Origin of the sequence: Planococcus sp. 11815, assembly GCF_051096385.1 — a bacterium.
Lineage (GTDB): Bacteria > Bacillota > Bacilli > Bacillales_A > Planococcaceae > Planococcus > Planococcus citreus.
In genome coordinates, this window is record NZ_CP096991.1 from 87,501 (window position 1) to 114,110 (window position 26,610).

Genomic DNA, 26,610 nt, shown 5'->3' on the forward strand with positions numbered 1-26,610 from the left:
ATACTCCCTAGTGACCGATAGTGAACCAGTACCGTGAGGGAAAGGTGAAAAGCACCCCGGAAGGGGAGTGAAATAGATCCTGAAACCGTGTGCCTACAAGTAGTTAGAGCCCGTTAATGGGTGATAGCGTGCCTTTTGTAGAATGAACCGGCGAGTTACGATTGCATGCAAGGTTAAGGTGAGAAGCCGGAGCCGCAGCGAAAGCGAGTCTGAATAGGGCGAGTGAGTATGCAGTTGTAGACCCGAAACCAGGTGATCTACCCATGTCCAGGGTGAAGGTAAGGTAACACTTACTGGAGGCCCGAACCCACGCACGTTGAAAAGTGCGGGGATGAGGTGTGGGTAGCGGAGAAATTCCAATCGAACCTGGAGATAGCTGGTTCTCTCCGAAATAGCTTTAGGGCTAGCCTCAAGAAGAGAATCCTGGAGGTAGAGCACTGTTTGGACTAGGGGCCCATCCCGGGTTACCGAATTCAGACAAACTCCGAATGCCAGTGATTTATGCTTGGGAGTCAGACTGCGAGTGATAAGATCCGTAGTCAAGAGGGAAACAGCCCAGACCACCAGCTAAGGTCCCCAAATATCCGTTAAGTGGAAAAGGATGTGGCGTTGCTTAGACAACCAGGATGTTGGCTTAGAAGCAGCCATCATTTAAAGAGTGCGTAATAGCTCACTGGTCGAGTGACACTGCGCCGAAAATGTACCGGGGCTAAACGGATTACCGAAGCTGTGGATGGACATCGTAGATGTCCGTGGTAGGAGAGCGTTCTAAGGGCGTTGAAGTCAGACCGGAAGGACTGGTGGAGCGCTTAGAAGTGAGAATGCCGGTATGAGTAACGAAAGACGGGTGAGAATCCCGTCCACCGAATGCCTAAGGTTTCCTGAGGAAGGCTCGTCCGCTCAGGGTTAGTCGGGACCTAAGTCGAGGCCGATAGGCGTAGACGATGGACAACAGGTTGATATTCCTGTACCACCTCCCCGCCGTTTGAGTAATGGGGGGACGCAGAAGGATAGGGTGAGCGTGCCGTTGGTTGTGCACGTCCAAGTTGTGAGATGAGAAACGAGGCAAATCCCGTTTCTATGTACATCAAGCAGTGATGGCAAGAGGTTTAACCTCAGAGTCCCTGATTTCACACTGCCAAGAAAAGCCTCTAGCGAGGCGGGAGGTGCCCGTACCGCAAACCGACACAGGTAGGCGAGAAGAGAATTCTAAGGTGAGCGAGTGAACTCTCGTTAAGGAACTCGGCAAAATGACCCCGTAACTTCGGGAGAAGGGGTGCTCTGGTAGGGTGTTAAAGCCCGAGAGAGCCGCAGTGAATAGGCCCAGGCGACTGTTTAGCAAAAACACAGGTCTCTGCAAAACCGTAAGGTGACGTATAGGGGCTGACGCCTGCCCGGTGCTGGAAGGTTAAGGGGAGTGCTTAGCGCAAGCGAAGGTGCGAACCGAAGCCCCAGTAAACGGCGGCCGTAACTATAACGGTCCTAAGGTAGCGAAATTCCTTGTCGGGTAAGTTCCGACCCGCACGAAAGGCGTAACGATCTGGGCACTGTCTCAACGAGAGACTCGGTGAAATTATAGTACCTGTGAAGATGCAGGTTACCCGCGACAGGACGGAAAGACCCCGTGGAGCTTTACTGTAGCCTGATATTGAATTTTGGTGCAACTTGTACAGGATAGGTAGGAGCCAGAGAACCCGGAGCGCCAGCTTCGGGGGAGGCGTCGGTGGGATACTACCCTGGTTGTATTGAACTTCTAACCCACAAGCCTTAGCGGCTTGGGAGACAGTGTCAGGCGGGCAGTTTGACTGGGGCGGTCGCCTCCTAAAGAGTAACGGAGGCGCTCAAAGGTTCCCTCAGAATGGTTGGAAATCATTCGCAGAGTGTAAAGGCACAAGGGAGCTTGACTGCGAGACGGACAGGTCGAGCAGGGTCGAAAGACGGACTTAGTGATCCGGTGGTTCCGCATGGAAGGGCCATCGCTCAACGGATAAAAGCTACCCCGGGGATAACAGGCTTATCTCCCCCAAGAGTCCACATCGACGGGGAGGTTTGGCACCTCGATGTCGGCTCATCGCATCCTGGGGCTGTAGTCGGTCCCAAGGGTTGGGCTGTTCGCCCATTAAAGCGGTACGCGAGCTGGGTTCAGAACGTCGTGAGACAGTTCGGTCCCTATCCGTCGCGGGCGCAGGAAATTTGAGAGGAGCTGTCCTTAGTACGAGAGGACCGGGATGGACACACCGCTGGTGTACCAGTTGTTCTGCCAAGAGCATCGCTGGGTAGCTATGTGTGGCCGGGATAAGTGCTGAAAGCATCTAAGCACGAAGCCCCCCTCAAGATGAGATTTCCCATTGCGCAAGCAAGTAAGATCCCTCAAAGACGATGAGGTAGATAGGTTCGGGGTGGAAGCGTGGCGACACGTGCAGCTGACGAATACTAATCGATCGAGGACTTAACCAACAAACTGAACATGCGTTTCCAATGTCGATTTATCCGGTTTTGAAAGAACAAGAATTTTTGTCTCCGGGCAAAAAAAGACTTGTAAAACTCGCCAGAGTTGGTATAATAAGACTTGTCTTTCAAAAACCTTATAGTCCAGTGATGATGGCAAAGAGGCCACACCCGTTCCCATCCCGAACACGGAAGTTAAGCTCTTTTGCGCCGATGGTAGTTGGGGGTTTCCCCCTGTGAGAGTAGGACGTCGCTGGGCATACATACGGAGGATTAGCTCAGCTGGGAGAGCATCTGCCTTACAAGCAGAGGGTCGGCGGTTCGATCCCGTCATCCTCCACCATTTTCACTCCATGCCGGAGTAGCTCAACTGGTAGAGCAACTGACTTGTAATCAGTAGGTTGAGGGTTCAAGTCCTTTCTCCGGCACCACTCATGTTTGAGCCATTAGCTCAGTTGGTAGAGCATCTGACTTTTAATCAGAGGGTCGAAGGTTCGAATCCTTCATGGCTCACCATTTTAATTTCATAATTGCCACGCGGGTGTGGCGGAACTGGCAGACGCACTAGACTTAGGATCTAGCGCCTTCGGGCGTGGGGGTTCGACTCCCTTCACCCGCACCAAGCGGAAGTAGTTCAGTGGTAGAACGCCACCTTGCCAAGGTGGAGGTCGCGGGTTCGACCCCCGTCTTCCGCTCCAATTTTTTATCTGTCCAATGCCCCGCCGGGGTGGCGGAACTGGCAGACGCACAGGACTTAAAATCCTGCGGTAGGTGACTACCGTACCGGTTCGATTCCGGTCCTCGGCACCAACTGTTTTATCAAATTTTATATTATGCGCCCGTAGCTCAATTGGATAGAGTACTTGACTACGAATCAAGCGGTTAGAGGTTCGAGTCCTCTCGGGCGCGCCATATTTTTGTCATCATCCTATTTAGTCGGGAAGTAGCTCAGCTTGGTAGAGCACTTGGTTTGGGACCAAGGGGTCGCAGGTTCGAATCCTGTCTTCCCGACCACTTTATGGGGCCTTAGCTCAGCTGGGAGAGCGCCTGCCTTGCACGCAGGAGGTCAGCGGTTCGATCCCGCTAGGCTCCACCATTTATTCCATTGAACCTTGAAAACTGAACAGCAAAACGTCAACAATACAGTCGCGAGTGATCGCGGCAAACGTACTGATCAGCTTCGGCAGATCAAGCGAATCGCGCGTCTTTCGGGACGGCGATACGCCAGCAACTATTGAGCAATCAATACTACTCTATAATGGAGAGTTTGATCCTGGCTCAGGACGAACGCTGGCGGCGTGCCTAATACATGCAAGTCGAGCGGAGATAGTGGAGCTTGCTCCATTATCTTAGCGGCGGACGGGTGAGTAACACGTGGGCAACCTGCCCTGCAGATCGGGATAACTCCGGGAAACCGGTGCTAATACCGAATAGTTTGCGGCCTCTCATGAGGCTGCACGGAAAGACGGTTTCGGCTGTCACTGCAGGATGGGCCCGCGGCGCATTAGCTAGTTGGTGAGGTAACGGCTCACCAAGGCCACGATGCGTAGCCGACCTGAGAGGGTGATCGGCCACACTGGGACTGAGACACGGCCCAGACTCCTACGGGAGGCAGCAGTAGGGAATCTTCCGCAATGGACGAAAGTCTGACGGAGCAACGCCGCGTGAGTGAAGAAGGTTTTCGGATCGTAAAACTCTGTTGTGAGGGAAGAACAAGTACCAAGTAACTACTGGTACCTTGACGGTACCTCACCAGAAAGCCACGGCTAACTACGTGCCAGCAGCCGCGGTAATACGTAGGTGGCAAGCGTTGTCCGGAATTATTGGGCGTAAAGCGCGCGCAGGCGGTCCTTTAAGTCTGATGTGAAAGCCCACGGCTCAACCGTGGAGGGTCATTGGAAACTGGGGGACTTGAGTGCAGAAGAGGAAAGTGGAATTCCACGTGTAGCGGTGAAATGCGTAGAGATGTGGAGGAACACCAGTGGCGAAGGCGACTTTCTGGTCTGTAACTGACGCTGAGGCGCGAAAGCGTGGGGAGCAAACAGGATTAGATACCCTGGTAGTCCACGCCGTAAACGATGAGTGCTAAGTGTTAGGGGGTTTCCGCCCCTTAGTGCTGCAGCTAACGCATTAAGCACTCCGCCTGGGGAGTACGGCCGCAAGGCTGAAACTCAAAGGAATTGACGGGGGCCCGCACAAGCGGTGGAGCATGTGGTTTAATTCGAAGCAACGCGAAGAACCTTACCAGGTCTTGACATCCCGCTGACCGCCTAGGAGACTAGGCTTTCCCTTCGGGGACAGCGGTGACAGGTGGTGCATGGTTGTCGTCAGCTCGTGTCGTGAGATGTTGGGTTAAGTCCCGCAACGAGCGCAACCCTTGATCTTAGTTGCCAGCATTCAGTTGGGCACTCTAAGGTGACTGCCGGTGACAAACCGGAGGAAGGTGGGGATGACGTCAAATCATCATGCCCCTTATGACCTGGGCTACACACGTGCTACAATGGACGGTACAAAGGGCTGCAAACCCGCGAGGGGGAGCCAATCCCAGAAAACCGTTCTCAGTTCGGATTGCAGGCTGCAACTCGCCTGCATGAAGCCGGAATCGCTAGTAATCGCGGATCAGCATGCCGCGGTGAATACGTTCCCGGGCCTTGTACACACCGCCCGTCACACCACGAGAGTTTGTAACACCCGAAGTCGGTGGGGTAACCCTTACGGGAGCCAGCCGCCGAAGGTGGGACAGATGATTGGGGTGAAGTCGTAACAAGGTAGCCGTATCGGAAGGTGCGGCTGGATCACCTCCTTTCTAAGGATAATATCGGAACCGATCTTCGGATCGGGTTGACGTTTTGCGTTCAGTTTTGAAGGTTCAGGAATCAACTCTGTTGATTTGTGTTTCTTCTATATAATAGATGATTTCTCAAGAGGGCCTATAGCTCAGCTGGTTAGAGCGCACGCCTGATAAGCGTGAGGTCGGTGGTTCGAGTCCACTTAGGCCCACCATATTTCCTCTTAGGGGCCTTAGCTCAGCTGGGAGAGCGCCTGCCTTGCACGCAGGAGGTCAGCGGTTCGATCCCGCTAGGCTCCACCAATACTTGTTCTTTGAAAACTGGATAGATCGACATTGATTAAGAAACAAGCATCAAGTAGCGTGATCGCTTTGCGATCAACTTATTTTTTTTGACCATTCAGTGGTTAAGTTAATAAGGGCGCACGGTGGATGCCTTGGCACTAGGAGCCGAAGAAGGACGGCACTAACACCGATATGCCTCGGGGAGCTGTAAGTGAGCTGTGATCCGGGGATTTCCGAATGGGGAAACCCACTGTTCGTAATGGAGCAGTATCCATGTGTGAATACATAGCACATGAGAAGGCAGACTCAGGGAACTGAAACATCTAAGTACCTGAAGGAAGAGAAAGCAAATGCGATTCCCCAAGTAGCGGCGAGCGAAACGGGATCAGCCCAAACCAGAAGGCTTGCCTTCTGGGGTTGTAGGACACTCTATACGGAGTTACAAAGGAACGGATTAAGCGAAGCGACCTGGAACGGTCCGCAAGACAGGGTAATAGCCCCGTAGCTGAAAGTTCGTTCCCTCCAGAGTGGATCCTGAGTACGGCGGAACACGAGAAATTCCGTCGGAATCCGGGAGGACCATCTCCCAAGGCTAAATACTCCCTAGTGACCGATAGTGAACCAGTACCGTGAGGGAAAGGTGAAAAGCACCCCGGAAGGGGAGTGAAATAGATCCTGAAACCGTGTGCCTACAAGTAGTTAGAGCCCGTTAATGGGTGATAGCGTGCCTTTTGTAGAATGAACCGGCGAGTTACGATTGCATGCAAGGTTAAGGTGAGAAGCCGGAGCCGCAGCGAAAGCGAGTCTGAATAGGGCGAGTGAGTATGCAGTTGTAGACCCGAAACCAGGTGATCTACCCATGTCCAGGGTGAAGGTAAGGTAACACTTACTGGAGGCCCGAACCCACGCACGTTGAAAAGTGCGGGGATGAGGTGTGGGTAGCGGAGAAATTCCAATCGAACCTGGAGATAGCTGGTTCTCTCCGAAATAGCTTTAGGGCTAGCCTCAAGAAGAGAATCCTGGAGGTAGAGCACTGTTTGGACTAGGGGCCCATCCCGGGTTACCGAATTCAGACAAACTCCGAATGCCAGTGATTTATGCTTGGGAGTCAGACTGCGAGTGATAAGATCCGTAGTCAAGAGGGAAACAGCCCAGACCACCAGCTAAGGTCCCCAAATATCCGTTAAGTGGAAAAGGATGTGGCGTTGCTTAGACAACCAGGATGTTGGCTTAGAAGCAGCCATCATTTAAAGAGTGCGTAATAGCTCACTGGTCGAGTGACACTGCGCCGAAAATGTACCGGGGCTAAACGGATTACCGAAGCTGTGGATGGACATCGTAGATGTCCGTGGTAGGAGAGCGTTCTAAGGGCGTTGAAGTCAGACCGGAAGGACTGGTGGAGCGCTTAGAAGTGAGAATGCCGGTATGAGTAACGAAAGACGGGTGAGAATCCCGTCCACCGAATGCCTAAGGTTTCCTGAGGAAGGCTCGTCCGCTCAGGGTTAGTCGGGACCTAAGTCGAGGCCGATAGGCGTAGACGATGGACAACAGGTTGATATTCCTGTACCACCTCCCCGCCGTTTGAGTAATGGGGGGACGCAGAAGGATAGGGTGAGCGTGCCGTTGGTTGTGCACGTCCAAGTTGTGAGATGAGAAACGAGGCAAATCCCGTTTCTATGTACATCAAGCAGTGATGGCAAGAGGTTTAACCTCAGAGTCCCTGATTTCACACTGCCAAGAAAAGCCTCTAGCGAGGCGGGAGGTGCCCGTACCGCAAACCGACACAGGTAGGCGAGAAGAGAATTCTAAGGTGAGCGAGTGAACTCTCGTTAAGGAACTCGGCAAAATGACCCCGTAACTTCGGGAGAAGGGGTGCTCTGGTAGGGTGTTAAAGCCCGAGAGAGCCGCAGTGAATAGGCCCAGGCGACTGTTTAGCAAAAACACAGGTCTCTGCAAAACCGTAAGGTGACGTATAGGGGCTGACGCCTGCCCGGTGCTGGAAGGTTAAGGGGAGTGCTTAGCGCAAGCGAAGGTGCGAACCGAAGCCCCAGTAAACGGCGGCCGTAACTATAACGGTCCTAAGGTAGCGAAATTCCTTGTCGGGTAAGTTCCGACCCGCACGAAAGGCGTAACGATCTGGGCACTGTCTCAACGAGAGACTCGGTGAAATTATAGTACCTGTGAAGATGCAGGTTACCCGCGACAGGACGGAAAGACCCCGTGGAGCTTTACTGTAGCCTGATATTGAATTTTGGTGCAACTTGTACAGGATAGGTAGGAGCCAGAGAACCCGGAGCGCCAGCTTCGGGGGAGGCGTCGGTGGGATACTACCCTGGTTGTATTGAACTTCTAACCCACAAGCCTTAGCGGCTTGGGAGACAGTGTCAGGCGGGCAGTTTGACTGGGGCGGTCGCCTCCTAAAGAGTAACGGAGGCGCTCAAAGGTTCCCTCAGAATGGTTGGAAATCATTCGCAGAGTGTAAAGGCACAAGGGAGCTTGACTGCGAGACGGACAGGTCGAGCAGGGTCGAAAGACGGACTTAGTGATCCGGTGGTTCCGCATGGAAGGGCCATCGCTCAACGGATAAAAGCTACCCCGGGGATAACAGGCTTATCTCCCCCAAGAGTCCACATCGACGGGGAGGTTTGGCACCTCGATGTCGGCTCATCGCATCCTGGGGCTGTAGTCGGTCCCAAGGGTTGGGCTGTTCGCCCATTAAAGCGGTACGCGAGCTGGGTTCAGAACGTCGTGAGACAGTTCGGTCCCTATCCGTCGCGGGCGCAGGAAATTTGAGAGGAGCTGTCCTTAGTACGAGAGGACCGGGATGGACACACCGCTGGTGTACCAGTTGTTCTGCCAAGAGCATCGCTGGGTAGCTATGTGTGGCCGGGATAAGTGCTGAAAGCATCTAAGCACGAAGCCCCCCTCAAGATGAGATTTCCCATTGCGCAAGCAAGTAAGATCCCTCAAAGACGATGAGGTAGATAGGTTCGGGGTGGAAGCGTGGCGACACGTGCAGCTGACGAATACTAATCGATCGAGGACTTAACCAACAAACTGAACATGCGTTTCCAATGTCGATTTATCCAGTTTTGAGCGAACAAGCTCAAGAGTCCAGTGATGATGGCAAAGAGGCCACACCCGTTCCCATCCCGAACACGGAAGTTAAGCTCTTTTGCGCCGATGGTAGTTGGGGGTTTCCCCCTGTGAGAGTAGGACGTCGCTGGGCAAGTAGAAAGGCCGTTACCGGTTCATTCCGGTAGCGGTCTTTTTTGTATTTCAAATTAAAAAAAGGATTGAAAATATAGTATAAAGGGAAAAAAGAACTGAGGTGAAAACTTATGAAAGCTGGTTATTACAAAGTGAAAACGGTCGAGAAAAGAACAGCATTATTAGTTTCATTAAAAGATTCTGCTGAACAATATACTTACCCCATTGCAGATTTTACTCATGATGTAAATAAAGGGGATATAGTAGAAGTTTGGCAAGAAGGCACCCGTTGGAGAACCAAGTATGTCGAAGAAAAAACTCGTTCGGTATCTAGTCATACTAAAGATTTTATGAAACGGATGATGGACGAAGAATGAGGAGTCTCGGGATATTCTACCCGAGACTTTTTCTATCTCAAACTAAGTATTTGATATCCGTAAAACGCTTATGTATAATTAAGTCAAATATAGTCAAAGTCAATCATTAGCGCATTTAAACGCTAAAGAGGTGAAAGCGATGCGGAATATTTCAGATATAATTGAAGGTTATTTAAAAGAGATTATCGAAATAAGCGGTAAGGATCATATTGAAATTAAACGAAGTGAGGTTGCTGAGAAATTTCAATGTGTTCCATCCCAAATTAATTATGTGATAAATACCAGATTCACATTAGATCGTGGATACTTAGTTGAAAGTAAGCGTGGTGGCGGAGGATATATTCGTATTAAGAAAGTACGCCTTCATAAGAAGTCAGATTTAATTGCTCAAATTATTAATAGGCTTGAAACTGGTGCTTCACAAACCATGGCCGAAGATATTGTGTGGAGGCTTTTAAGTGAAGATGTTATATCAAAGCGTGAAGCTAAATTGATTTTGAGTGCCATTGATCGTTCTACTCTCGGGCTGCCTCTTCCTGTACGAGATGAAGTACGAGCGCGGATTCTAGTGGCAATGCTGTTTACTATTCAATATGAGTCGAACGGGCAAGGAGTGATCAAGTGATTTGTGAACAATGTGGAGAACGGCCAGCTACAGTCATCGTGAAGCAAAACCAGCAGGGCCATTTAACAGAAAGACACCTCTGTCACGTTTGCGCGGCAGAAAATCATAATATCAGTTTTTCTTTTGACCAAGACCCAATGGCGATCCATAATCTATTAGCTAATTGGTTTCCGAAGCAGCAAGCCGCTGTGAGTCCTGTAAGAAAGGAAGTTCCAGCTTGCCCGTCTTGTGGATTTACTTTCCAAAAGTTTTTGAGTCTTGGTAAATTCGGCTGTGCTGAGTGTTATAGCACTTTCTCACCTCAGTTAATTGAGATTTTGAAACGAGTGCAAAATGGAAATACAGAACACACAGGGAAGATTCCTGCTTCTTATGGAACGACGTTGAAAATTAAAAAAGAAATTGAAGAATTGAGAAAGCAAATGCAGGCTGCGATACAAGATGAGAACTTTGAAGAAGCTGCAAGGCTACGAGATCAAGTAAAGGCCTTGAATGAAAAGCTTGAAGGAGGTGGGGACGTTGGCGATTGACCGTTTCCTTCAACCCCGTGCGAGCAGTTGGATGGCTAATAACGGTGAACATGTTGATATAGCTATGAGTACGAGAATCCGATTGGCACGGAATTTAGACGAGTTTAAATTTCCATATGCATTTTCCGAGGATGAGGCGTTGAAAGTTGATAAAGCCGTTTCCTCGGTATTACTGGATAAGGGAAAGGAAGTTGGATACGGGTTTACTCATATCAATATTGAGGAATTAAATGACCTGCAGCGTGAAGTGTTGGTAGAAAAACATTTAATTAGCCCTTATTTAGCGAACAGTCAGCATTCCAGTGCCGTATTATTATCGGATGAAGAAGAGCTTAGCATTATGGTCAATGAAGAAGATCATATGCGGATTCAAAGTTTGCAGTCAGGCTTTCATTTGCAGGAAGCATATGACATAGCGAATAAAATGGATTCGCTTTTGGAAGAAAATCTTTCATACGCTTTTCATGAGAAATTTGGTTATTTGACCAGTTGCCCTACAAACACCGGTACAGGAATGCGTGCTTCTGTCATGCTTCATTTGCCAGCTTTAACGATGTCCCATCAAATCAACCGGATCATCCCGGCTATATCCCGTCTGGGGATGGTTGTTAGAGGGATTTACGGAGAAGGAAGTGAAGCGCTTGGTAATGTATACCAGATTTCTAACCAAGTAACATTGGGGAAATCGGAGTATGAGATTTTGCAGGATTTGCAAAACATGACCGAGCAGATTATTGAACAGGAACGAAGAGCAAGGGAAGCGTTGAATGCGAATTCTCCGCTGCTCCTTGAAGATAGGGTGTACCGGTCGTTAGGTGTCCTGACTCACGCCCGTCTGTTGAATACGGAAGAAGCCGCTACCTGTTTATCAGATGTGAGACTTGGCATCGACCTTCATCTAATTACGGATGTAGACATGTCGATACTGAATGAATTGATGGTCTTTATGCAACCTGCGTTTTTGCAGCAGTATGCGGGACGACCATTGGAAGCGAAGGAACGTGACCTGGCCCGGGCGGAATTGTTCCGGGAGAGGTTAGCTGATAACGGGATAAATACAAAAGGAGAGGATTTTGCATGATGTTCAACCGATTTACACAACGCGCACAAAAAGTTCTTCAATTAGCCCAAGAAGAGGCAATCCGTATGAAGCACGAATCAATCGGAACTGAGCATATTTTGCTTGGTTTGATCCGAGAAGGCGGCGGAATCGCTGCAAAAGCACTTGAAGCAATTGAAGTGAATACACAATTGATCGAAGACGGTGTCAAAGAACTGGTCGGTGTCGGAGAAAAAGATGTCGGTCCGATTGTTCATTATACGCCGCGGGCTAAAAAAGTGATCGAGCTGTCGGTTGATGAATCCCGCAAGCTTGGCCACTCTTATATCGGAACAGAGCATTTATTGCTTGCTTTAATCCGTGAAGGCGAAGGAGTCGCTGCACGTGTACTTGGAAATGCCGGTGTCAGCTTGAATAAAGCGCGCCAGCAAGTATTGCAGCTGCTTGGCAGCAACGAGCAAGCATCGACTGGCACGAGCCCAAATGCTTCTGCCAATACACCAACTTTGGATGGCTTGGCACGCGACTTGACGCAAGTTGCGCGCGAAGGTAGCTTGGATCCGGTGATTGGGCGCAGTGACGAAATCACGCGTGTGATTGAAGTATTGAGCCGCAGAACGAAAAACAACCCGGTATTGATCGGGGAGCCTGGCGTTGGTAAAACAGCCATCGCAGAAGGGCTTGCACAACAGATTGTTAACAATGAAATTCCAGAAACATTGCGCGATAAACGCGTGATGGTGCTTGATATGGGGACAGTCGTTGCCGGAACGAAATACCGCGGTGAATTTGAAGACCGTTTGAAAAAGGTAATGGATGAAATCCGCCAAGCGGGCAATGTCATTCTCTTCATCGATGAGCTTCATACATTGATCGGGGCTGGCGGAGCTGAAGGAGCGATCGATGCTTCGAATATCTTGAAACCATCGCTTGCACGTGGTGAATTGCAGTGCATCGGTGCCACCACGCTGGATGAGTACCGCAAGTACATCGAGAAAGATGCAGCACTTGAACGCCGTTTCCAGCCGATTCAAGTGGATGAGCCGACGGTTGAGGAATCAATCGAGATCATTAAAGGCTTGCGCGACCGTTACGAAGCGCATCACCGCGTGAAAATTACTGATGAAGCGATTGTTGCGGCAGCGAAAATGTCTGACCGTTATATTTCCGACCGTTTCTTGCCGGATAAAGCGATCGATTTGATCGATGAGGCCGGTTCGAAAGTGCGTTTGCGTTCGTATACGACTCCACCCGATTTGAAAGAGCTTGAAGCCCGTCTTGAGGCTGCGCGTTCTGAAAAGAATGAAGCGGTGCAGAGCCAGGAATTCGAAAAAGCGGCTTCTCTTCGTGATGCCGAGCAGAAGTTGAAAGATGAGCTCGACCAGACGAAGAAAGAATGGAAAGAAAAGCAAGGCAAAGAAGAGTCTGAAGTGACAGTAGAAGATATCGCAAAAGTCGTCTCTATGTGGACAGGCGTGCCGGTATCGAGATTGGCGCAGACAGAATCCGATAAATTGCTTAATTTGGAGCAGATTCTTCATAGCCGTGTAATCGGCCAAGATGAAGCGGTGACTTCGATTTCGAAAGCGATTCGCCGTGCGCGTGCCGGGTTGAAAGATCCGAAGCGTCCGATTGGCTCGTTCATTTTCCTAGGGCCAACAGGCGTTGGTAAAACCGAGCTTGCGAAAGCTTTGGCGGAGTCGATGTTCGGGGATGAAGATGCGATGATCCGCATCGATATGTCCGAGTACATGGAACGCCATACGACTTCACGCCTTGTCGGTTCGCCTCCAGGCTATGTCGGCTATGAAGAAGGCGGCCAACTGACGGAGAAAGTCCGCAGAAAGCCATATTCAGTGGTCTTGCTTGATGAAATTGAGAAAGCTCACCCTGAAGTCTTCAATATCCTCTTGCAAGTGCTTGAAGATGGGCATTTGACAGACTCCAAAGGTCGCCGTGTCGATTTCCGTAATACGGTTATCATTATGACGTCGAACGTCGGTGCACAGGAATTGAAATACAATAAGTATGTTGGCTTTAACTTGGAAGATTCGAAGACGGATTATAAAGACATGAAGGGCAAAATGCTTGCGGAATTGAAGAAAGCGTTCCGTCCTGAATTCTTGAACCGTGTCGATGATATGATTGTCTTCCATTCACTTGAAAAGAACGATTTGCGCAAGATTGTCGAGCTGATGACACAGCAATTGACGGACCGTTTAAAAGAACAGGACATCGATTTGGAGCTGACAGAAGCAGCGCTTGATAAAATTGCCAAAGAGGGGTATGATCCGGAATACGGAGCACGTCCTTTGCGCCGCTCACTTCAAAAACATGTCGAAGACCGTTTGTCTGAAGAGTTGTTGAAAGGTACAGCAATTGCCGGGCAAAAAATCATTTTCGATGTACAGGGTGATGAATTCATTGTCCGTACGAATGAAGGGGCCGTAGAGAAATCGTAACGATATCCCGCCCGCCGGATATGTCTCCGGCGGGCTTTTTCTATATATAGGAGGTAACTATGGCAAAGAAAAAAATAAAGTTCATCTGCCAATCCTGCGGTTATGAGTCTGCAAAATGGATGGGGAAATGCCCAGGTTGTGCGGCATGGAATACGATGACAGAAGAAACGGAAGTTGCAGCACCGAAAGGCACAAGGGGCGCATTCCAGCATAGCGCCCCGCAAATTGCCCAAAAAGCGACACCGATCAATTCGATTGAAACGAAAGAAGAGCCAAGGACGAAAACGGAAATGGAAGAATTGAACCGCGTGCTCGGCGGCGGGATTGTTTCCGGTTCGCTTGTTTTGATTGGGGGCGACCCGGGGATCGGGAAATCAACTTTGCTGTTGCAAGTCTCGGCGCTTCTTGCGAAAGCTGGCAAGAAAGTGTTGTATATTTCAGGTGAGGAGTCAATTCGCCAGACGAAAATGCGTGCGGAGCGGCTGGATGCGGTTTCGGGAGACTTGTTGATTTTTGCGGAAACCAATTTGGAGCTGATCCATCATACAATTGAGGAAGTAGAGCCGGATTTCGTTATTGTCGATTCGATTCAGACGGTTTATCATCCGGAAGTGACATCAGCGCCCGGCAGCGTGACGCAAGTGCGTGAAAGCACGGCGGAATTGATGCGGGTGGCGAAAACGAAAAACATCGCGATTTTCCTGGTCGGCCACGTGACGAAAGAAGGGCAGATTGCCGGGCCTCGTATTTTGGAGCATATGGTCGATACAGTACTTTATTTTGAAGGGGAACGGCATCACACATACCGTATTTTGCGCAGTGTCAAAAACCGCTTCGGTTCGACGAACGAAATTGCGATTTTTGAAATGCTGCAAGGTGGATTGAAGGAAGTATTGAATCCGTCCGAGTTGTTTTTACAGGAACGTTCAAGCGGGACAGCGGGATCGACGGTTGTCGCTTCCATGGAAGGAACACGGCCGATATTGGTGGAAATCCAGGCGCTGGTGACGCCGTCGAGCTTTAATTATCCGAAGCGGATGGCGACTGGGATTGACCAAAACCGGGTATCATTATTAATGGCGGTGCTTGAGAAGCGTGTCGGCTTGATGCTGCAGTCGCAGGATGCATATATTAAAGTGGCGGGCGGCGTGAAGCTGGATGAGCCGGCGATCGATTTGGCAGTGCTCGCGAGTATTGTCTCGAGTTTCCGGGATATTGCACCGAAAGTGGATGATTGTATTATCGGTGAAGTCGGGTTGACCGGAGAGGTGCGCCGTGTGTCGCGCATTGAACAGCGCGTGCAGGAAGCGGCGAAACTGGGCTTTAAGCGTGCCATCATCCCGAAATCGAATATGGGCGGTTGGGATTTTCCGGAAGGAATCCGCGTCGTTGGTGTTGAAACTATAAACGAGGCGCTGAAGGAATTATTCCCTCAACAATAAGGGGGCAGCAATGCCTCTTTTTTTCTATTATTGGAAGGGTAAGGTTATGCAGAGAGTTTCATAATTAAAACGTGTATAATATCAAGAGAAGGAGGTGGAATAGATGCTTCGAAAAATTATTCAGCTATTGTTTTTATTAGTAGGCGCTACGGTTGGAATTTTGTTTTTGCCATATGCTTTTGAACTTATTTCTATCTCTAATAATCCTTGGATCAACAACCCGTATGTCGCTGCCATTATCGGTGCTGCGATTTTTTATGTATTGTCATTATTGTTTGTCGATTCGATTGTCCATTTCATGAAATGGATGGAGGGCAAACTGCTCCATGCCCCGACAGCGGATTTACTGTTTGGCTCGCTTGGGATGATTATTGGCTTGGTGGTTGCCTTTTTGATCGGCTTTGCCTTAAATACCATTGATGTGCCATTAATTGCGACAGTGGCGCCGATCATTCTTTCCGTTGTTCTCGGCTATTTGGGATTCCAGGTCGGTTTCCAAAAACGCGATGAACTGACGGGGATGCTCGCGCCTGCCAAACTTTCTAACGGCAAAAAGCCGGAAGATGAACCGGTGGAAAAATCGGTGTATAAATTGCTCGATACGAGCGTCATCATCGATGGGCGGATTGCGGATATTTCAGAGACCGGATTTATGGAAGGGACGTTCGTCGTGCCGCAATTTGTCATTGCAGAGCTTCAGCACATTGCGGATTCGTCCGACACGTTGAAGCGTACACGCGGCAGACGGGGACTCGATATCCTGAAGCGCCTGCAGACAGAGCGCGTAGGGGCGATCATGATTACGGAAGAGGATTTTGGCGATGCGGCTGAAGTCGATATGAAGCTCATGCGCGCAGCCCAGAAAATGGGCGGGAAAGTTGTGACAAATGATTTTAATTTGAATAAAGTGTGTGAGCTCCATAATGTGCCGGTCTTGAATATCAATGATCTCGCCAATGCCGTGAAGCCTGTCGTCATACCGGGCGAGGAAATGCACGTGGTCGTCATTAAAGATGGCAAAGAGCAAAATCAAGGGGTCGCGTATTTGGATGATGGCACGATGATTGTCATCGAAGAAGGCAAAGGCCATATTGGCGAAGCGATCGACGTCGTAGTGACAAGCGTATTGCAGACTTCTGCAGGACGGATGATTTTTGCCAAGCCTAAAGGTCTGGCTGTGAAGAAAAATGGATCAAAAAAATAAAGGATGTCTGTCATGAAATATACAGTCGTATTGCCTGCTGCTGGCAGCGGGAAACGAATGAAAGCCGACCGCAATAAATTATTGCTTGAACTCTCCGGCAAACCGATTTTCATTTATACATTGGAAGTGTTCGACCGGGACCCAGATTGTGAGGGCATGTGGCTTGCGGTTAAAGAAGATGAGCGCGAACTGATCGAGAAGTATGTCGAGCATTATGGAATCAAGAAAGTCAAAGGCTATGCAGCAGGTGGAGCGGAGCGGCAAGACAGCGTGCGCGCGGGCCTTGAAATGGCAAGACAATCCGAAGTCGTGCTCGTGCATGACGCTGCGCGGCCGTTCATCAGCCCAGCTGTCATTCGCGAGTTGGTGGAGCGGGCAAATGAATCTGGCGCTGCGATTGCCGGCGTGCCGGTAAAAGACACGATCAAAAAAGTTCGCGAAGGCGTCATTACCGAAACGGTGGATCGTGCGGAGCTGTGGATGATCCAGACGCCGCAGGCATTCCGTTACAAACTCTTGATGGAAGCGGCGCAACGGGCGCAAGCCGACGGGTTCCTCGGGACGGACGAGGCGATGCTTGTCGAACGGACGGGACACCCGGTGCAGATTGTCGAAAGTACGTATGAGAACGTCAAGATGACGACACCGGATGATTTGATTTATGGAAAAGCGATTCTTGAGAGTCGATTACAGGAGGAATAATCATGATACGAATTGGACAAGGATACGATGTGCATCAATTGGCAGAAGGGCGCCCGTTTATTTTAGGCGGCGTTGAAATCGAACACGACCGCGGGCTTCTCGGCCATTCGGATGCGGATGTGCTATTGCATACGATCACGGACGCAGCACTCGGCGCAATCGGCGGGGGAGACATCGGCAAGCATTTCCCGGACACTGACCCGGAATTTAAAGATGCCGATTCCAAGAAATTGCTGACGCATATTTGGGAATACGTCAAAGAGCAGGGTTATGAACTCGGCAATGTCGATTGCACGGTCATTGCGCAAAAACCGAAGCTTGCGCCTTATATCGAGCAAATACGCGCATCGATTGCGGAGCTATTGGAAGCGGATATTTCGCAAGTGAACGTCAAAGCGACGACATCCGAACATCTCGGCTTTACCGGCCGGGAAGAGGGAATCGCGGCGCTCGCGGTCATTTTATTGAATCAGCGCCCGCTTTCGCTGGACGTTCCGGAGTGATAGAATAACTAAAGGATTAAGGCAATTTTAGGAGGAAACCAAATGACACAAGAAACACGCGTACGCTATGCACCGAGCCCGACCGGCCATTTACATATCGGCGGAGCCCGCACAGCGCTATTTAATTATTTATATGCTCGCCATATGAATGGCAAATTCATCGTCCGCATCGAAGACACGGATACTGCCCGCAATATTGAAACGGGCGTCATGTCCCAGATTGACAACTTGAAATGGCTCGGCATCGAGCACGACGAGTCGATCGACGTGGGCGGAGAATACGGCCCATATCGCCAGATGGAGCGTTTGGATATTTACAAAAAATATGCTGATGAGCTATTGGAAAAAGGCGATATCTACAAATGCTTCTGTACGCCGGATACGCTTGAGAAAGAACGTGAAGCCCAGCGCGCCTCTGGTGTTGCGGCACCTCAGTACAGCGGGACTTGCCGCAATTTGACGGCCGAAGAAGTGGCTGAAAAAGAAGCGGCTGGCGAGACCTATTCCCTTCGCATGAAAGTGCCGGCGGACGTCACGTATAAATTCGATGACATGGTGCGCGGCGAGATTTCATTCGAATCAAAAGATGTCGGCGACTGGGTTGTCGTGAAGACGAACGGCATTCCGACGTATAACTTCGCAGTGGTCATTGATGACCATTTGATGAAGATCACCCACGTATTCCGTGGCGAAGAGCATTTGTCGAACACGCCGAAACAGCAAATGGTCTACGATTCGTTCGGCTGGGATCATCCAACTTACGGACACATGACCTTGATCGTCAACGAAGATCGCAAGAAGCTATCGAAGCGCGACGAGTCGATTATCCAGTTCATTTCCCAGTACAAAGACCTTGGCTATATTCCGGAAGCGCTGTTTAACTTCTTTGCGCTGCTCGGCTGGTCTCCAGAAGGCGAAGAAGAGATCTTCTCGAAAGAAGAATTGATCCGCATTTTCGACACCGAGCGTTTGTCGAAATCGCCGTCGATGTTCGATAAGCAAAAATTGACGTGGATGAACAACCAATACATCAAGCAAATGTCGCTTGAAGAAGTGGTGGGACTAGCATTGCCGCATCTTCAAAAAGCAGGCAAGCTGCCGGAGGAATTATCGGAAGAGCAAGCGCAGTGGGCAGAGAAATTGATCGCCTTGTACCATGACCAATTGAGCTTCGGTGCAGAAATCGTCGAGTTGTCCGACTTGTTCTTTACGGACGATCTTCATTACGGCGAAGCCGAAAAAGAAGTCTTGAGTGGCGAACAAGTACCGGAAGTCATGGCGGCTTTCAAAGAGCAGCTAGCTTCTTTAGACGCGTTCGAACCGGCTGAAATCAAATCCGCGATCAAAGCGGTACAAAAAGCGACTGGCCATAAAGGGAAAAACCTCTTCATGCCGATCCGCGTCGTAACGACAGGGCAGACACACGGCCCGGAATTGCCGGATGCGATTTCGCTTCTAGGCAAGGAAAAAGCGATTGCGCGCGTTGCCCAATACGCAGGGGCATAAAGTTTTGACTTATACGCATAAGCGTGTACAATGAATTTACCAATTATCAAAACGTTGACGGGAAGAAGTAAGGAAAGCATGCTCCAAAGAGAGGGTCATCACCGGCTGTAAGTGACCTGTGCCGCTGCGTTCCTGAAATGCCTCCCCGAGTGCTGAGTCGAAACGAGTAGACCAGACGTTTGCCTGCGTTAAAGGCTTCGAGAGAAAAGGACATGTCCTTTTAATCAGAGTGGAACCGCGCGGGAAAGCGTCTCTGTCAAGCAATTGACAGGGGCGCTTTTTATATTGGAACAGAAAGGAGAATGCCGGATGTGGAAATTATTGAAAGAAGATATTGATGTTATTTTTGAACAAGACCCTGCTGCCCGCAGTTATTTTGAAGTGGTGCTGACGTATGCCGGACTGCATGCCATCTGGGCCCACCGTTTGGCGCATTTCTTCTTCAAGAAGAAGCTGTTTTTCATCGCGAGGGCGATTTCCCAGATCAGCCGCTTTTTCACAGGAATTGAAATCCATCCAGGCGCCGTCATCGGCCGTCGGTTGTTTATCGACCATGGCATGGGTGTCGTCGTCGGGGAAACCTGTGAAATCGGAAACGATGTGACGCTTTATCAAGGCGTTACACTTGGGGGAACCGGTAAAGAGCGCGGGAAACGCCATCCGACACTCGCAGATAACGTGCTGGTCGCGACAGGCGCCAAAGTGCTCGGCTCGATTACGGTAGGCGAAAACTCCAAAGTCGGAGCGGGATCGGTCGTTTTGAAAGACGTGCCGCCGAATTCGACGGTTGTCGGCATCCCAGGAAAAGTCGTCATTCAGGACGGCGTTAAAGTAAAGAACAGAGACTTGAACCACCAGAACATGCCGGATCCGGTCATGGATAAATGCGATGGCATGGAAATGAAAATCGCTGCCTTGCAGCGTGAAGTGGAACAATTGAAAAGAGAAAATAACCAGCAGCAGGAAGAAGGGAAGTTATTATGAGTATCCAGATTTTTAATTCATTGACGCGCCAAAAAGAAGCGTTCGTGCCGCTTGAAGAAGGCAAAGTGAAAATGTATGTGTGCGGCCCGACTGTCTACAACTACATCCATATCGGCAACGCGCGTCCGGTCATTGTTTATGATACAGTGCGCCGTTACTTGGAATACCGCGGGTACGACGTAAAATATGTATCGAATTTCACGGATGTCGACGATAAATTAATCAAAGCGGCAAATGAACTTGGCGAGGAAGTGCCGGAAATTGCAGAACGCTTTATCACTGCATATTTCGACAACACGAAAGCACTCGGCTGCGCAGAAGCAGATGTCCATCCGCGTGTTACGGGGCATATGCCGCAAATCGTGGAGTTTATTGAAGCGCTCATCGAAAAAGGCTATGCCTATGAATCGCAAGGCGATGTGTATTACCATACACGTAAATTCGATGGATATGGGAAATTATCCCATCAGTCGGTAGATGAATTGAAAGTCGGCGCCCGTATCGAAGCTGGCGATAAAAAACAGGATGCCCTGGATTTCGTATTATGGAAAGCGGCAAAACCTGGCGAAATTTCCTGGGAAAGCCCATGGGGCAAAGGACGCCCGGGCTGGCATATCGAATGCTCGGTGATGGCAAGGGAACACCTTGGCGATACGATCGATATCCATGCCGGCGGGCAGGATTTGACGTTCCCACACCATGAAAATGAAATCGCCCAATCGGAAGCTTATACGGGCAAGCCGTTTGCGCGTTATTGGATGCATAACGGGTATATTAATATTGAAAACGAAAAAATGTCCAAGTCCTTGAATAACTTCGTATTGGTCAATGACATTCTAAAAGAACTTGACCCGCAAGTATTGCGTTTGTTTATGCTGTCGGTTCATTATCGCCATCCGATCAATTACTCCAAAGGATTGGTAGAAGACGCAAAAGCCGGGATGGAGCGGATCCGTACGGCGTATGGCAATGTTAAACACCGCTTGGAGAATTCAGCCGGCCTTGGCGACCATAACGATATTTGGCTGTCGAAAATCGAAGCGATCAAGCAGGAATTCATCGAAACAATGGACGATGATTTCAATACGGCGAATGCCATCTCAAAGCTGTTCGACCTGTCGAAACTTGCGAATACTTACTTGCTTGAGAAACAGACGGCTGAACCGGTTCTTCAAACTTTCATCGATGTGTTCGATGAGTTGGTGGAAGTTCTTGGCTTGCCGTTTGCGCAATCGGAGCTTTTGGATGCGGAAATTGAAGCATTATTGGAAGAGCGTATCGAAGCACGCAAAAACCGTGATTTCGCAAGATCGGATGAAATCCGCGACCAATTGAAAGAACAGAACATCATTTTGGAAGATACAGCGCAAGGTACACGCTGGAAGAGAGGCTAATCGGCATGGTATTGAGAAAACAAGACGTTGATCAATTGAATGCCTTGGCACTCGCTTATATGGGAGATGCCGTTTACGAGACGGCAGTGCGTGCACACTTGCTTCACGCGGGCCGCGTCAAGCCGAATATCCTTCACCGGTCTTCGACGGCGTTCGTTTCGGCTAAGTCCCAGGCGTTCATTTTGAAGCGCTTTGTTGATGAAGGCGTCCTGACTGAAACGGAGCTTGCCATCATGCGGAGGGGCCGCAATGCAAAATCCGGTTCGGTACCGAGAAATACCGATGTCCAGACCTATAATTTCAGCACCGCCTTTGAAGCGGTGCTCGGCTGGTTGTATTTAAAAGAAGAGCAGGAGCGGCTGGATGAGTTGATCAATTATGCCATCAGTATCGCTGAAGAGCCGAGAGGAGTGGTCAAATGACGGAGGAAACACCTGAAATCATCGGAGGCAAAAATCCGGTGCTAGAAGCGTTGCGCGCCAAGCGCGACATCAATAAAATCTGGGTCGCGGAAGGCGTCCAGAAAAAAGGCATTGCAGAACTTCTGCAATTGGCAAAAGAACAAAAAGTACTGGTGCAGTTTGTCCCGAAGAAGAAAATCGATGGGCTGACTGATACCAATCACCAGGGAATTGCCGCAGCAGTCGCGGCGTACCGCTATGCAGAACTGGAAGAGTTGTTCGCGAAAGCCCAGGACAAGCAAGAAGATCCGTTCTTCCTCATCCTCGATGAACTGGAAGACCCGCATAATCTTGGGTCGATCATGCGCACGGCAGATGCCGTGGGCGCCCACGGCTTGATCATCCCGCAGCGCCGTGCAGTCGGTTTGACCGGCGTCGTAGCGAAATCATCGACCGGGGCGATTGAGCACGTGCCGGTTGTGCGCGTTAATAATTTGTCTCAGACGGTCGATGAATTGAAAAAGCGCGGCGTATGGATCGCCGGCACCGACGCCAAAGAATCGGTGGACTACCGGCGCATGGATGCGACCTTGCCGCTTGCCGTCATCATCGGCAGCGAAGGCAAAGGCATGAGCCGCATCTTGCGCGATAAATGCGACTTCCTTTATCAATTGCCGATGGTCGGCCATGTGACTTCGTTGAATGCATCGGTGGCTGCCAGCCTGTTGATGTATGAAGTCTACCGCAAGCGCCATCCAATCGGGTGATGCCATGAATATTCTGCTGGTAGATGGTTATAACATCATTGGCGATTGGGCAGAACTAACAGCGCTGAAGAAAGAACGCCTGGCAGACGCGCGCGACCGGTTGATCGAACGGATGGCCGAATATCAAGGGTTCAAAGGGTGGCGCGTCATCATTGTGTTCGATGCCCATCTGGTGCCCGGCATCGAAGCGAAAAATTTGCACAGCGAAGTGGAAGTCATTTTCACCCGTTCCAGCGAGACGGCCGATGAACGGATTGAAAAGCTGGCGATCAGCCTGAATAGCCGGCGCGACCAAATTTACGTCGCCACATCCGACTCGACCGAACAATGGGTGATTTTTGCTAAAGGAGCTTTGCGCATCTCCGCGCGTGAATTGGAAATCGAGATGGAGGAAATTGACAAGCGCATTGCAAAGAAAGTGCGTGAGATCCAAGAGCAGCGCTCCATCTCCAAGATTCCACTTGAAGGAGAAGTGGCAGAAATTTTCGAAAAATGGCGACGAGGCCTCAAATGAACTGTTGACGCTCAAATTTTTCTTCCTGTATACTGGAAATATCGAGGCTCACCCAATCGGAGGGATCACCCGTGGAAAATTTTGAGCAAGTTCGCAACCGTAACTTTACTGAAATGGCAGATGAAGAACTTGTCGGTCTGGTCCATAGCGGCAACACGGAAGCCTTGGATTTTCTTATCACCAAGTTCCGTCCGTTTGTGCGGATGAAAGCCCGTTCCTATTTTCTCATTGGCGCAGATAAAGAAGACATCATCCAAGAAGGCATGATCGGCTTGTACAAAGCGATCCGTGACTTCAGGAGCGATAAACTGTCTTCATTCCGCGCATTTGCAGAGCTATGCATCGTCCGCCAGATCATCACGGCGATCAAGACAGCCACTCGCCAGAAGCATATCCCGCTGAATTCCTATGTCTCTCTCGACAAGCCGATCTACGATGAAGAGTCGGACCGGACATTGATGGATGTGCTTGCCGGAAGCGGCGCGGACGACCCGGAAGAATTGATGATCCATAATGAAGAATTCCGGTACATGGAAGGCAAAATGGATGAAGTGTTGAGTGAACTGGAACGTGAAGTGTTGACGCTATATCTCGATGGGCAGTCTTATCAGGAAATCTCTGAAAAGCTGGAACGGCATGTAAAATCAATCGATAATGCCTTGCAGCGGGTCAAGCGGAAACTTGAGCGGCATCTGCAGGCGAGTGAAAGCCGGTCCTCGTAAGTACTATTGACAGCAAGTTTTTATGATGATACTCTTGAAAAAGCTGTAAAATAGAGCAAGGTGAGAATAATGGCTAAAAAAATCGTGTTGAGCTGCTCGAAATGTGCTTCCCGCAATTATGCGGTACCTGCGAAAGCGGATTCAAGCACACGTTTGGAACTCAAAAAATTCTGTGCTCATTGCAACGAGCATACCGTGCATAAACAAACGAAATAGTATTACTTTGAATGCCGGACGATATAGAGTGATTTTGAAATTCGGAGGTTTTTACGATAATGGGTAACATTGGCGATTTCTTTAAAAATGTCGTTTCGGAAATGAGAAAAGTCAGCTGGCCAAAACGCAAGGAATTGACGCGCTATACAATCGTCGTCTTGTCAACGGTCATCTTCATGGCTCTTTTCTTCGCATTGATCGATACCGGCATATCGGAATTATTCCGTTGGTTCCTGGCACTGTAACACAGTCATAAGAATAACGAAAAATAGCCCGTCATTCCATGGAACGGGTTTTTTCATTTGTAAAAAAGGAGGGATGGACGCTTAGTCCGCTCGAATATGGAGAAAAATTGGTATGTAGTCCATACGTATTCCGGTTATGAAAATAAGGTAAAAGCGAACCTGGAAAAGCGCGTAGAAACAATGGGAATGGAAGATTTGATCTTCCGCGTCATCATCCCTGAAGAACAGGAAACAGATTTCAAAGACGGCAAAAAACGCACAGTCATGCGCAAAACCTTCCCGGGTTACGTGCTAGTAGAACTAGTCATGACAGATGAGTCCTGGTATGTCGTCCGCAATACGCCGGGTGTGACCGGATTTATCGGTTCATCGGGCGGGGGAGCAAAACCGACACCACTTCTTGAAGAGGAAGTCGATTTCATCCTCAAGCAGATGGGCATGACCGAACGCAAAGTGGATATCGATTTTGCAGTCGCGGATACAGTCGAAGTCATGGAAGGGCCATTCGCCAACTTCCAAGGGAAAGTCGAAGAGATCGACGATACAAAAGGCAAAGTCAAAGTGTCGATCGACATCTTCGGGCGCGAAACGAAAATGGAGCTCGATTTCGAGCAGGTCCAAAAAGTATAACAACGCCTCTTGCTATTTTTTTGCAATGGTGGTATCATTTCATAGGTCAGACTGCCAAAGCGCAGCATCTGTACAAACCAATTAATTCTATCAACGAAAATCAAGTTGACGGACAGATATGAGTGGGAGGGGCAACCCTATTACCACATCACGGACTTAAGGAGGTGTGTTTCGTGGCTAAAAAAGTAGTTAAAGTCGTAAAATTGCAGATCCCTGCAGCAAAAGCTAACCCAGCGCCGCCAGTAGGACCAGCACTAGGTCAAGCAGGCGTCAACATCATGGGCTTCTGTAAAGAATTTAACGCGCGTACTGCTGAACAAGCAGGACTTATTATTCCGGTTGAGATTTCGGTATTTGAAGACCGTTCATTTACTTTCATTACGAAAACTCCGCCAGCTGCAGTTCTATTGAAGAAAGCAGCAGGTATTGAATCAGGTTCAGGTGAACCGAACCGCAATAAAGTAGCGACTGTGAAACGCGACCAAGTTCGCGAAATCGCAGAAACTAAAATGCCAGATCTAAATGCCGCTTCAGTTGAAGCTGCAATGTTGATGGTTGAAGGTACTGCTCGCAGCATGGGCATTACAATCGAAGACTAATTTCAAGAAGTTGTTTTTGGATGGGTTGCGCAGTTCAACGCGAACAGCGCAGCCCTTAATCGTGGGAGGTTCAATCCGTTAGACCACAACAAGGAGGACGTTTAAAATGGCTAAAACAGGCAAAAAGCTGCAAGAAGCAGCAAAACTGATCGACCGTTCTAAGCTCTACGAAGCGAAAGAAGCTATCGAACTTGCAAAAAAGGCAAGCACAGTTAACTTCGACGCTACTGTAGAAGTCGCTTTCCGCCTAGGAATCGACACGCGTAAAAATGACCAGCAAATCCGTGGGGCAGTCGTGCTTCCAAACGGTACTGGTAAAACTCAAAGCGTTTTGGTTTTCGCTAAAGGCGATAAACTGAGAGAAGCTCAAGAAGCAGGCGCTGACTATGTCGGCGATGCTGAGTACATCCAAAAAATCCAACAAGGCTGGTTCGAATTCGACGTTATCGTCGCTACTCCGGACATGATGGGCGAAGTTGGTAAACTTGGACGCGTTCTTGGACCAAAAGGCTTGATGCCAAACCCGAAAACAGGAACTGTTACATTTGATGTAGCGAAAGCTGTTGAGGAAATCAAGGCTGGTAAAGTGGAATACCGTGCAGAAAAATCCGGTATCATTCACGCGCCGATCGGCAAAGTGTCTTTCGAAGACGACAAACTTGCTGAGAACTTGCAAGCAATCTATGACGTGATCTTGAAAGCTAAGCCATCTGCTGCTAAAGGCACGTACATGAAATCACTAAACGTAACGACTACAATGGGACCTGCTGTCAAAGTAGACCCTGCAAAAGTAGTAGTTAAATAAAATATTGACATTCTTTCACAACTTCGCTATACTGGCGAAGTTGTGAAATAACCATTTGTACCGCAGACAGTAGGGGCGGCTTGCCGCTTAATGAATCCCTGCCGAGGACATGATGAATTCAGATTCCATCTTAATTGATGCTGATTTTATGCCTCTGTGTCTGTACTGGACCAGAGGCTTTTCTTATGGAC

21 protein-coding genes, 11 tRNA genes, 5 rRNA genes and 2 other annotated features (2 of these 39 running past the window's edge) are annotated in these 26,610 nt (G+C 49.4%); all 37 genes read left to right on the forward strand.

Translation table 11 applies throughout. The annotated features are described in order from the left end of the window. Positions 1-2,457, forward strand: a 23S ribosomal RNA gene (locus M1Q06_RS00395) (it extends 476 nt beyond the left edge of the window). A gap of 134 nt (positions 2,458-2,591) precedes the next feature. Further along, positions 2,592-2,707: ribosomal RNA gene (rrf, locus tag M1Q06_RS00400) — 5S ribosomal RNA — on the forward strand. A gap of 8 nt (positions 2,708-2,715) precedes the next feature. After that, a tRNA-Val gene (locus M1Q06_RS00405) sits at positions 2,716-2,791 on the forward strand. 12 nt (positions 2,792-2,803) lie between these two features. After that, a tRNA-Thr gene (locus tag M1Q06_RS00410) sits at positions 2,804-2,879 on the forward strand. A 9-nt stretch (positions 2,880-2,888) separates the two neighbouring features. Further along, positions 2,889-2,964 (forward strand) — tRNA-Lys (locus M1Q06_RS00415). A 21-nt stretch (positions 2,965-2,985) separates the two neighbouring features. Beyond that, positions 2,986-3,070 (forward strand) — tRNA-Leu (locus tag M1Q06_RS00420). A gap of 1 nt (position 3,071) precedes the next feature. After that, positions 3,072-3,146, forward strand: a tRNA-Gly gene (locus tag M1Q06_RS00425). A gap of 23 nt (positions 3,147-3,169) precedes the next feature. Next, a tRNA-Leu gene (locus M1Q06_RS00430) sits at positions 3,170-3,258 on the forward strand. Between the two features lie 25 nt (positions 3,259-3,283). Then, positions 3,284-3,360 (forward strand) — tRNA-Arg (locus M1Q06_RS00435). 25 nt (positions 3,361-3,385) lie between these two features. Continuing rightward, positions 3,386-3,462: transfer RNA gene (locus M1Q06_RS00440), tRNA-Pro, on the forward strand. A 6-nt stretch (positions 3,463-3,468) separates the two neighbouring features. Next, positions 3,469-3,544: transfer RNA gene (locus M1Q06_RS00445), tRNA-Ala, on the forward strand. A 159-nt stretch (positions 3,545-3,703) separates the two neighbouring features. After that, positions 3,704-5,254 (forward strand): 16S ribosomal RNA (locus tag M1Q06_RS00450). A gap of 120 nt (positions 5,255-5,374) precedes the next feature. Then, positions 5,375-5,451, forward strand: a tRNA-Ile gene (locus M1Q06_RS00455). 12 nt (positions 5,452-5,463) lie between these two features. Continuing rightward, a tRNA-Ala gene (locus M1Q06_RS00460) sits at positions 5,464-5,539 on the forward strand. Between the two features lie 102 nt (positions 5,540-5,641). After that, positions 5,642-8,574: ribosomal RNA gene (locus tag M1Q06_RS00465) — 23S ribosomal RNA — on the forward strand. Positions 8,575-8,634: 60 nt separating this feature from the next. Beyond that, a 5S ribosomal RNA gene (gene rrf / locus M1Q06_RS00470) occupies positions 8,635-8,750 on the forward strand. The 16S, 23S and 5S rRNA genes sit together here with 11 tRNA genes alongside, the layout of an rRNA operon. 112 nt (positions 8,751-8,862) lie before the next feature. Next, on the forward strand, positions 8,863-9,108 hold the full coding sequence (locus M1Q06_RS00475) for a hypothetical protein (RefSeq protein ID WP_121301273.1): 246 nt from the start codon (positions 8,863-8,865) through the stop codon (positions 9,106-9,108). A 139-nt stretch (positions 9,109-9,247) separates the two neighbouring features. Continuing rightward, the gene (locus M1Q06_RS00480) at positions 9,248-9,733 is read left to right on the forward strand and encodes a CtsR family transcriptional regulator (protein WP_058382202.1); all 486 of its coding nucleotides are present in this window, start codon (positions 9,248-9,250) and stop codon (positions 9,731-9,733) included. Continuing rightward, positions 9,730-10,263 (forward strand): UvrB/UvrC motif-containing protein, encoded by a 534-nt coding sequence (locus M1Q06_RS00485; protein WP_121301274.1) that lies wholly within the window; start codon positions 9,730-9,732, stop codon positions 10,261-10,263. Before M1Q06_RS00480 ends, M1Q06_RS00485 begins: the two co-directional genes overlap by 4 nt. After that, positions 10,253-11,344, forward strand: a complete 1,092-nt coding sequence (locus M1Q06_RS00490; RefSeq protein ID WP_121301275.1) for a protein arginine kinase — start codon at positions 10,253-10,255, stop codon at positions 11,342-11,344. The genes M1Q06_RS00485 and M1Q06_RS00490 overlap by 11 nt, the downstream gene beginning before the upstream one ends. Next, positions 11,341-13,785 carry an ATP-dependent Clp protease ATP-binding subunit gene (locus tag M1Q06_RS00495; RefSeq protein WP_112233950.1) on the forward strand — a complete coding sequence of 815 codons (2,445 nt, stop codon included), beginning with the start codon at positions 11,341-11,343 and terminating at the stop codon, positions 13,783-13,785. The genes M1Q06_RS00490 and M1Q06_RS00495 overlap by 4 nt, the downstream gene beginning before the upstream one ends. A gap of 59 nt (positions 13,786-13,844) precedes the next feature. Further along, entirely contained in the window at positions 13,845-15,227 is a 1,383-nt protein-coding gene (radA, locus tag M1Q06_RS00500; protein ID WP_058382198.1) for a DNA repair protein RadA, read from the forward strand. Positions 15,228-15,330: 103 nt separating this feature from the next. Continuing rightward, the gene (locus M1Q06_RS00505; RefSeq protein WP_101189178.1) at positions 15,331-16,431 is read left to right on the forward strand and encodes a PIN/TRAM domain-containing protein; all 1,101 of its coding nucleotides are present in this window, start codon (positions 15,331-15,333) and stop codon (positions 16,429-16,431) included. Between the two features lie 12 nt (positions 16,432-16,443). Then, entirely contained in the window at positions 16,444-17,133 is a 690-nt protein-coding gene (ispD, locus tag M1Q06_RS00510; RefSeq protein ID WP_121301277.1) for a 2-C-methyl-D-erythritol 4-phosphate cytidylyltransferase, read from the forward strand. A gap of 2 nt (positions 17,134-17,135) precedes the next feature. Then, positions 17,136-17,636, forward strand: a complete 501-nt coding sequence (gene ispF, locus M1Q06_RS00515) for a 2-C-methyl-D-erythritol 2,4-cyclodiphosphate synthase (protein ID WP_434400928.1) — start codon at positions 17,136-17,138, stop codon at positions 17,634-17,636. 42 nt (positions 17,637-17,678) lie between these two features. After that, a complete protein-coding gene (gene gltX, locus M1Q06_RS00520; RefSeq protein WP_434400930.1) occupies positions 17,679-19,142 on the forward strand; it encodes a glutamate--tRNA ligase in 1,464 nt (487 codons plus the stop codon). 45 nt (positions 19,143-19,187) lie between these two features. Beyond that, positions 19,188-19,400 (forward strand) — a binding site (T-box leader). A gap of 51 nt (positions 19,401-19,451) precedes the next feature. Next, complete coding sequence (gene cysE / locus M1Q06_RS00525; RefSeq protein WP_434400932.1) at positions 19,452-20,126, forward strand: serine O-acetyltransferase; 675 nt, start codon at positions 19,452-19,454, stop codon at positions 20,124-20,126. Then, positions 20,123-21,520: a cysteine--tRNA ligase gene (gene cysS, locus M1Q06_RS00530; RefSeq protein WP_121301279.1), complete on the forward strand. Its 1,398-nt coding sequence runs from the start codon at positions 20,123-20,125 to the stop codon at positions 21,518-21,520. The genes cysE and cysS overlap by 4 nt, the downstream gene beginning before the upstream one ends. Before the next feature lie 5 nt (positions 21,521-21,525). Beyond that, positions 21,526-21,942, forward strand: coding sequence for a Mini-ribonuclease 3 (locus tag M1Q06_RS00535; RefSeq protein ID WP_121301280.1), 417 nt, complete (start codon positions 21,526-21,528; stop codon positions 21,940-21,942). Continuing rightward, positions 21,939-22,688 carry a 23S rRNA (guanosine(2251)-2'-O)-methyltransferase RlmB gene (gene rlmB, locus M1Q06_RS00540; protein ID WP_434400935.1) on the forward strand — a complete coding sequence of 250 codons (750 nt, stop codon included), beginning with the start codon at positions 21,939-21,941 and terminating at the stop codon, positions 22,686-22,688. The genes M1Q06_RS00535 and rlmB overlap by 4 nt, the downstream gene beginning before the upstream one ends. 4 nt (positions 22,689-22,692) lie before the next feature. Further along, positions 22,693-23,202, forward strand: a complete 510-nt coding sequence (locus M1Q06_RS00545; RefSeq protein ID WP_121301282.1) for an NYN domain-containing protein — start codon at positions 22,693-22,695, stop codon at positions 23,200-23,202. 113 nt (positions 23,203-23,315) lie between these two features. Then, on the forward strand, positions 23,316-23,924 hold the full coding sequence (gene sigH, locus M1Q06_RS00550) for an RNA polymerase sporulation sigma factor SigH (RefSeq protein ID WP_232787237.1): 609 nt from the start codon (positions 23,316-23,318) through the stop codon (positions 23,922-23,924). A gap of 69 nt (positions 23,925-23,993) precedes the next feature. Beyond that, positions 23,994-24,140 (forward strand): 50S ribosomal protein L33, encoded by a 147-nt coding sequence (rpmG, locus tag M1Q06_RS00555; RefSeq protein ID WP_058382187.1) that lies wholly within the window; start codon positions 23,994-23,996, stop codon positions 24,138-24,140. A 59-nt stretch (positions 24,141-24,199) separates the two neighbouring features. Beyond that, positions 24,200-24,385: a preprotein translocase subunit SecE gene (gene secE / locus M1Q06_RS00560; protein WP_058382186.1), complete on the forward strand. Its 186-nt coding sequence runs from the start codon at positions 24,200-24,202 to the stop codon at positions 24,383-24,385. A gap of 96 nt (positions 24,386-24,481) precedes the next feature. Then, a complete protein-coding gene (gene nusG / locus M1Q06_RS00565) occupies positions 24,482-25,015 on the forward strand; it encodes a transcription termination/antitermination protein NusG (protein WP_058382185.1) in 534 nt (177 codons plus the stop codon). 173 nt (positions 25,016-25,188) lie between these two features. Next, the gene (rplK, locus tag M1Q06_RS00570) at positions 25,189-25,614 is read left to right on the forward strand and encodes a 50S ribosomal protein L11 (protein ID WP_058382184.1); all 426 of its coding nucleotides are present in this window, start codon (positions 25,189-25,191) and stop codon (positions 25,612-25,614) included. 106 nt (positions 25,615-25,720) lie between these two features. Further along, positions 25,721-26,419, forward strand: coding sequence for a 50S ribosomal protein L1 (gene rplA / locus M1Q06_RS00575; RefSeq protein ID WP_434400939.1), 699 nt, complete (start codon positions 25,721-25,723; stop codon positions 26,417-26,419). A 42-nt stretch (positions 26,420-26,461) separates the two neighbouring features. Then, positions 26,462-26,610, forward strand: a sequence feature (ribosomal protein L10 leader region) (it continues 2 nt past the right edge of the window).